The organism is Deinococcus pimensis DSM 21231 (assembly GCF_000519345.1).
In the GTDB taxonomy this organism is placed as follows: Bacteria; Deinococcota; Deinococci; order Deinococcales; family Deinococcaceae; genus Deinococcus_A; species Deinococcus_A pimensis.
Genome location: NZ_KI912637.1, coordinates 264,441 through 265,456, shown reverse-complemented (window position 1 = coordinate 265,456; position 1,016 = coordinate 264,441). Strand labels below are relative to the sequence as shown.

Here is a 1,016-nt window from a genome sequence, read left to right as displayed (position 1 = left end):
GCGCGCGACGCCGTCCGCGCGCGGATGGAGGGGCCGAAGCCCGTCTTCGCGAACCCCACGCCCGTCGAGTACGTCCCCGTGTTCCAGCCCTCCCCGGAGGCCGTGGTGCCCGCGCCCGCGTACGTCACGGCGCCCGCACCCGCGCCCGCCGTTCCCGTCCGTCCCCAGGAGGAAGTCATGACCACGCACGAACAACAGAGAATCGTCGAGAACGCCGTCCAGCAGGCCCGTCAGACCGCCGAGCGCTTCAGCGACGGCGGGACCGAGGACCTGCGCCGCGACCTGCGGCAGAACCACGAGCAGCTCACGGGCCTCGTGGAGCGCCTCCTCGCCCGGCAGGACAAGAGCGCGGACACCGCCGACCTCTCCCTGGCCGTGGAGCGCGCCCTCTCGAAGCGCGACACGACCGCCGAGGTGTCGGCGGCGGTGGAGCAGGCCCTCTCGAAGCGCGACACGTCCGCCGACGTGATCGCGGCGGTGCAGCGCGCCCTCACGAAGGACCTGCCCGCCACCCTGAGGAAGCTCGTCCCGACGCAGGCCGACATCGCGGCGGGCGTGGAGAGCGCCCTCGCGAAGAGCACTCCGAAGGGTCAGGACGTCGCCGTGGTGGTGGAGCGCGCCCTCACGAAGAGCGTCCCGTCGAGCGAGGACGTCGCGGCGGCCGTGGAGAGCGCGCTGGAGTCGCGCCTCGCGAAGCAGGACCTGGGTCTCGCGGCGATCACGGCGGGCCTGGAGCGGCAGAACGAGCGGCTCGACGAGCTGATGGACGGCCTCTCGAACATGCGCATCACGGTGCGTGAGCGCGACCGGGGCGGCTTCCCCTGGGGCCTCGTGCTGCTCGGCGGGCTCGCGTGGTACGCGTGGCGCACCCCCGCGATCCGCGAGCGCATCCAGGGCCTGATCGGTCAGGGCCGCGAGGCCGCGCAGGACGTGGCGCAGAAGGTGCAGGAGGGCGCGCAGGGCCAGCAGGGCGGCCAGGGGCAGGGCCAGCGCAGCCCGACCCAGCTCAACCAGGA

The 1,016-nt window shown here is 73.8% G+C and carries 1 protein-coding gene; it reads left to right on the top strand.

The genetic code is table 11. The annotated features are described in order from the left end of the window. Window positions 1-177: 177 nt before the first annotated feature. Window positions 178-1,016, top strand: an 839-nt coding sequence (locus DEIPI_RS39425) for a hypothetical protein (protein ID WP_211238273.1), incomplete at its 3' end; no start/stop codon positions are given.